Source organism: Kitasatospora terrestris (assembly GCF_039542905.1).
Lineage (GTDB): Bacteria > Actinomycetota > Actinomycetes > Streptomycetales > Streptomycetaceae > Kitasatospora > Kitasatospora terrestris.
Map to the genome: position 1 here is coordinate 8,564,016 of NZ_BAABIS010000001.1, position 6,197 is coordinate 8,570,212.

Below are 6,197 nucleotides of genomic sequence, written 5' to 3' on the forward strand. Positions count from 1 at the left end.
AACTGTGGTCATCGGCCGAGGGGGCCGGGCCGACGCATGGCCGATCAAACCGGTTGAACAAATGTCTTACACGATTGTCCCACTCCGGGTTATGCTCTTCCCGTCGATCAAGCCGTCGACCACATCCGACTCTTCGGGGGACCAGACATGACCAACCTGACCGCGACCACGCCCGCCACCGCTTCCCGGGCCGAACTGTCCATCGGCGGTCGCCGGCTCTCGTACCTGGACTTCGGCGGCACGGGCCGGCCGCTGGTCGCCCTGCACGGGCACCTGTCCGAGGGCGCCACCTTCGCCGACCTGGCCGCGGCGCTCGGCCCCCAGTGGCGGCTGATCGCCCCGGACCAGCGCGGCCAGGGCGAGTCCGACCGCGCCGCCGACTACTCGCGCGACGGCTACCTCGCGGACCTGGAGACCCTCCTGGACCACTTGGACCTGGGCGGGGTCGTCCTGCTCGGCCATTCCCTCGGCGCCATCAACGCCTACCAGTTCGCGGCCCGCCACCCCGAGCGCGTCGCCGCGCTCGTCAACGCCGAGGGCCCGGTCGCGCTCGGCCTCGACGGCACCAACCCGTTCGGGTTCCTGCTGAACCTGCCCTACGACGCGCCCACCCGCGAGGCATTGGTCGAAGGGCTCGGCCCGGCCGCGCCGTACTTCTCCGACCGCCTGCGGGAGAACGCCGACGGCACCTGGCGGCTGCCCTTCCACCCGCAGGACATGTACAGCTCCGAGGACCAGGTCCACGGCGACCACTGGGCCCAGTGGACGGCCACGAACTGCCCCGCCCTGCTGATCCGCGCGACCAAGGGCACCCTGCCGGCCGACCAGGCCGCCGCCATGATCGAGCGCCGCCCCGGCACCGCGTTCGCCGAACTGGACGCCGACCACCTCCTGTACACCACCGCCCCGGACGCCTTCGCCACCACCGTCCGAAACTTCCTCGCCACCCTCTGACCCGACCCGCGCAGGCCGTCCCGCCCCGAAGTGCGGCTGGCTGACGGGCGACTCTGGAGGCTTGCCGTGCCACCCCCAGGCCGGCGCCCTGGGGGTGGGGAGACCTGGTGAGCAGGTCTGTTCCGAGCCCGAGTAGGAGGTGGGGACTTTCAAGGTTCTGGCCGCGATTCCCTGAAGCCCAGAGCGGATCGTGAACGAAGGAACTTTCACTCGGGGCACTCCTCGATCATGGGGCCCCGGTCGAAGACGTGCTGTCCCCGGGATCGATGTGCGGTTGGAGGGCCGGGGTGTCACCGCTGCGCCGTGTCCCTGAGCCGGGCCGGCTGCAGTCGCGATGCCGCGTCTGCCCAGCGGACCCGGGGGAAGCCTCCATTTACGGCGTCTTCTTCGTACCAGCCTCGGCCGTCCAGCCACGTCCCGAGCCACTCGGCGAGGCTGCCTCCGTCGACGAACCACGCCCTGGACACGTCCTGGCTGCTGATCGCGTTGGGATCGAAGAGCAGGACGGTTCCGTCGTCGCTGCGGCAGTCCACGCACGCGAACATCGCGCAGCCCCAGTCCAGCACCGGGACAACCCCTTCGGGCCATGACCACCAAGTGTCCGATCCCTGCGGAGGGATCCTGTCCGAGTACCCCTGCACCACCGAGGTCTCCCAGTCCGCGTTCGGCCCGCCGGAGAGCGGCAGAACGGAGTCCGAGGGGCCGAAACCGCCGTTGCCGACCCTTCGGTAGAGCGCGGCGAGCAGAGGGTGCAGGCGAAAGCCGAGCTTCCGCTCGGCCTCGGCCAGCTCTGCGGCGGAAACCGGGGATCGGAGCAGGTCACTCGCGGCTGACGCAGCCACGACTCGGCTGATCAACTCTTCGAAGTCGTTCACGGCCGCATCGTCTCCGACGCATCCGACAGGTCAAGGATCGGGGCCCGCTCAGCGATATTCACGCAAGCGCGGGCAGAGCGACTTTCAACGAGCCTCACCACCCTGGCGCCCCGCAGCGGCCCTCTCCGGACCGGGCCCGGAGAGGGCCGCGCAGTACGAGGCGCAGGACTCGATAGAAAGAAGTGGCCGTGATGGCCTGGACCGGAGTGCTGTCCGGCCTTGCGTTGAAGCTCTGGCGTGTCAGTCGCGGCGCTGGCCCTGCGACCCGGACCGCCCTCAAGTCGTTGCCGGCACTCAGAGGCAGCGGCCCGGGCGGGTCCGGCTCGCAGGAGGGTCAGCCGCCGTGAACGGCCCGGGGCCGCCGCCGGACTACGGCCACGCCGAGAGCAGGCCGACAGGCCCGCGAATCAGTGCAGTGGGTCAGGGGATGGTGTAGCCGACCCAGTTGTGCTTCGTGCTGTCCGCCTGGCATGTCCACTGGACCGCGTCGGCGCCCTGAGTGACACTGCCTCCGTAGATGGTCAGACAGCGCCCGCTACCGCCGTTGATCATGATGGCGCCTCCGGCGGTTCCAGGAGACAGGTCCCAGTGCTGGGCGGCGCTGCCGTTGCAGTCCCACTGATTCATGACGGCACCGTCGGAGATGCTGCCGCCGTAGACGGTCAGGCAGCGGTTGCTGCTGAAGTTCCTGATCTCGTTGCCGTTCCAGTACCAGTTCTGAGGACTGCTGCCGTTGCAGGCCACTGGACGATGTTCGCGCCGTTGTTCAGGCTGCCACCGTACGGGGTCAGGCACATACCGCTGTTGACGTTCTTGAAGCGGACGGTCGTTATGGAACGGGCGGTCGGCGCAAAGTCGAAGACGAGCCGCTGGGGCAGGGCACGGTCCAACTGGCCGACCTCGTTCACGCCGCGGATCCGGCCGGTGGAGGAGTCCCAGTCGAGATTCTGCGTCATGTCGGGGACCGCAGTCAGGACACTCGTGGAACCGCCAGGCGAGCCCTTGTGCACGCACGCGCTCTCCCGGTATCCGTTGTCGAAGCTGCCGGGGCAGGCCGCGCTGATGTAGAAGGTGCGTTGACGTTGACGACGCCCTGCATCTTCCACACCGGCGTGGTCCAGGCGCCGAGCGCGGAGGTGCCCGTCCTGGGCAGACCACTGCTGAGGTCGAAGGACCACCGGATGATGCGGCCGTTCGCGTTGTCCGGGCGGAATTCGCTCGACAGCAGGGCGCCATTGGCGCGGTCGAAGCTGAGTGAGGTGAGGCACGGCGTGTTGCCCGTCTCGGGGACGCACGCGCTCGTTGCAGTCGCGACGGTGCGGTAGAGGTAGGCCCGGGGAAGGACGTAAGTGAATCCCGTCCCAGCCAGTCCGACCGAACTGTGCATCAGGTCGCCCAGCCGGAAGACCTGGACAAGACCGCCCGTGCCGATGAGGAGGTTGTTGTCGTACCAGACCACGCTGTCGGCGTGGATGGGAAGAGGAGTGACCGTCCCGTCCTGAGCCAGGGTAGCGAGGAGAACGTCCACGTACCGCGGGGTGGCGCTGGCCCGGTCGACGAAGCGCAGCTTGGCGACGCTGTTGTCCCCGTTGTGCCAGGAGACGACCTCCCAGCGCCTGCCTCCCCACGCTCCGTCGGCCGCGGCGGAGTGCGGAACGGAGAAACCTTGCGGGTACCAGCCGGCCGAACCGCTGTCGTCAGCTGTGTTGCCCCAGCAGTAGCCGTCGGCCGAGACACCCGGATTGAAAGGGGTCGGGTAGCACAGGCCGTCCTTGCCGGAGCTGAAACTCCCGGCAGGAACGGAGGACAGACTGACGGGGTTCAGGGAACCGTTTGCGGCCTCGCCGGCGCTGATGTCACTGGTCGAGCTGGAGTCGAGAGTGAGCTTGAAGCCGCTCGCGGTGATCGGCGCGATCGTCGACGACGCATGCGCCGTGCCGGAAATGGTACAGGTACCGGCCAGAACCATCACACCGACCGTGACCACACGCCCAGCACGTCCGATACGCCGACGTAGGCCAGAAGAGAATTTCGAAAAGTTCACGGCGCAAATCATGGCACGCCCCCAAGCCCGCTCCGGCCTGAGGATTCCCAGTCTGAATCACATCGGTGATCTCGGCGCAAGGATCGGCAGCGACGACCGGTGGAAGGAACGCCTGCGGCGGCCGGCGCCGGGGAACTTGCCCCGCGCCCCGATCGCCGCAGGTCCGCTCCTCACCATGAGCTGACGAACGAGGATGACACCCGCGTCCCAAGATCAGTAACCAACCACCCCAGGTGTACAAGGTGAGAACCCAGACTGGCTACCCACTGCGGCCTGGCGGGCATGCCAACCGCGCGCCAAGCGCACAGCGCCGAATGCGGTCAGCCCGGGATCAGGACTGAATATCCCCGAGAAACCACCTCTGAGCCGGGGAACCGTTGCAGTCCCACAGCGTCATGACGACGCCGCTGCTGCTCTGGTCTCCACCCTTCGAGGTCATGCACTTCCCGGATCCCGCGTGATTGATGGTGTAATTGCCGCTGTAACCGCCCATATACCACTTCTGGGCTGCGGAGCCGTTGCAGTCCCACTGGGTGAGGTACGTTCCGTTGGCAGTGGACCCCCCGTACAGAGTGATGCACTTATTGCTGTTCCTGTTCCGGACCTGATATCCGCCCGGAATCTCGTCCCACGACCAGTTGTGAGCCGTTATATTGGTGACAGTGTCGCAGCGCCACTGAACGATGTTGGCGCCATTGCTGGTGCTACCACCATAGGGGGTCAGACACACGCCGGCGCCATACGAGTAGATCTCATCCCAAGTGTATGCCGATGCCGTGCCTGCGTTCACCGTGCCCAACGCCAACGCGCTGGCCAGTGCCCCAGCAACCGTGAGTACCCTAGATACCTTATTCTTCATTTTCCGCACTCCTTTTATTCCGGGCGATCCCAGAATGGACCCACCCGTGTGGAGATTCCCTGGAAAGGCCAGAGATCGTAGACCCTGTGTCGGGAAGTTCAGATGCATCGCGCGTGCAGAAAGCTCATGCTGACCGCCCCGCCGTACACTCCCCCTCCATGATCAGTCGGCCATACTGCACGAAGACTTACGCATGGTCAACTTGAATGTTTTTTACCGGCACATCTGTCAGTCAGAAGTCAGTACTCAAGGGGCGATTGCGCGTCGCGGCCACCGCCAGCCGTCCCCATCCCGGCCTCGACACCCCACGGAGAAGCACCCCACAGCGACGAGCCGGACCGGCACGCACAGTGCGAGGGCTGACAAGGACCCGGGCGGGTGGGAGTGTAGGCTGCGGATGGCGACGCCCGTCCGTTTCCGCAGCTCAGATCAGGCTTTCGCTGATCTCATCAGCCCGACTGCCTCTCTGTGTGCCTGGTCCTGGTAGTGGGAGATTGGCGGGTGCGGCGCGTCGGTCTGGGCAGGGCGCTCACCGGCGCTGGCCCGAGGGCGGAGGCCAGCGCCGGTCCGCCACCATTCCGTCGGCCTTATGGTCAATTTCCATGGGGGCGGCGGCATCTCCGGATGGAGCCGGCTTTGTATATGGGGGTTTTTGCATGAGGCCGGGTTGGTGTTGTGGTGGAATTTCTTGTCATATCGTCAACGGTCAGACCGGGATGTTTCGTGGGTTGTTGACGGCTTGTCCGAGCGGTTTTCTGGGCCGTTTTCCTGATGGTTCGGCAGGCCGGGCAGCTAAGGGCTTTCCGGGTCAGGGGGTTGCGGAATGAGCTTTTTCAGCTCCTACTCGGCAGGGTGAGACATTGTCTACCGTTGACGACCACCCGGGCCAAGGGGAACGCGGTCAGCCGGATCGGCTGCCATGTCCGCCTTGTCACCCGATCGGTGGGTGCCCTGAAAAGGCTCAATGATCGGATGACAGGTGAATTTGATAGGCCCTTTTCGGGGCCATGGGTGGGTTTTCAGGCTCGGATCGGGCACCTTTGGGTCTAGACCAATATTGGAGGTGTAGACCACTGTGCTAGTGGTGCTGCATGTTCGGCTCCGGGGTTACCCGGCCCGGCTGCGGTGACAGAATGTGCCTGCAAGATAGGGCGGGCCTGGCGCCCGCCGCGTACTGGCCGGCACCTCTCGCAGCAGCGCCAGCAAGCTCCCCCAGTCAGCCCGGCGCACGGAGTGCACCAAAACTCCAACTGACCTGTACAAATGATGTCAGGCTAGCCGGTCTCCGGCCCCGGGGCGGAGCCACGGGGCCCGTACGAACCCACGCTGCGATAGGCCGGCACCAGACTCGGGCCCGGCGGCGCGAAGCGTCGCTGACCACCCTCCGTCACTGCGTGACGGAGTCACGCAGCGTCATTCCGTCACGTTAGTGACGGCGCGTCATGTCTGCGGAGCAGACGGCGCG

The 6,197-nt window shown here is 66.2% G+C and carries 5 protein-coding genes; 1 reads left to right on the forward strand and 4 read right to left on the reverse strand.

The window, feature by feature from the left end; translation table 11 throughout:
- The first annotated feature begins 147 nt into the window (after nt 1-147).
- Nucleotides 148-954, forward strand: a complete 807-nt coding sequence (locus ABEB06_RS39170) for an alpha/beta fold hydrolase (protein ID WP_345694651.1) — start codon at nt 148-150, stop codon at nt 952-954.
- Nucleotides 955-1,244: 290 nt separating this feature from the next.
- Here ABEB06_RS39170 and ABEB06_RS39175 read toward each other — a convergent pair whose 3' ends face one another.
- The 4 genes from ABEB06_RS39175 to ABEB06_RS39190 form a co-directional block, all read right to left on the reverse strand.
- Entirely contained in the window at nt 1,245-1,829 is a 585-nt protein-coding gene (locus ABEB06_RS39175; protein WP_345694650.1) for an SMI1/KNR4 family protein, read from the reverse strand.
- A gap of 420 nt (nt 1,830-2,249) precedes the next feature.
- Complete coding sequence (locus tag ABEB06_RS39180) at nt 2,250-2,573, reverse strand: RICIN domain-containing protein (RefSeq protein ID WP_345701698.1); 324 nt, start codon at nt 2,571-2,573, stop codon at nt 2,250-2,252.
- Nucleotides 2,574-2,799: 226 nt separating this feature from the next.
- The gene (locus ABEB06_RS39185; protein ID WP_345701699.1) at nt 2,800-3,798 is read right to left on the reverse strand and encodes a hypothetical protein; all 999 of its coding nucleotides are present in this window, start codon (nt 3,796-3,798) and stop codon (nt 2,800-2,802) included.
- 406 nt (nt 3,799-4,204) lie between these two features.
- A complete protein-coding gene (locus ABEB06_RS39190) occupies nt 4,205-4,732 on the reverse strand; it encodes an RICIN domain-containing protein (RefSeq protein WP_345694647.1) in 528 nt (175 codons plus the stop codon).
- Nucleotides 4,733-6,197: the final 1,465 nt, after the last annotated feature.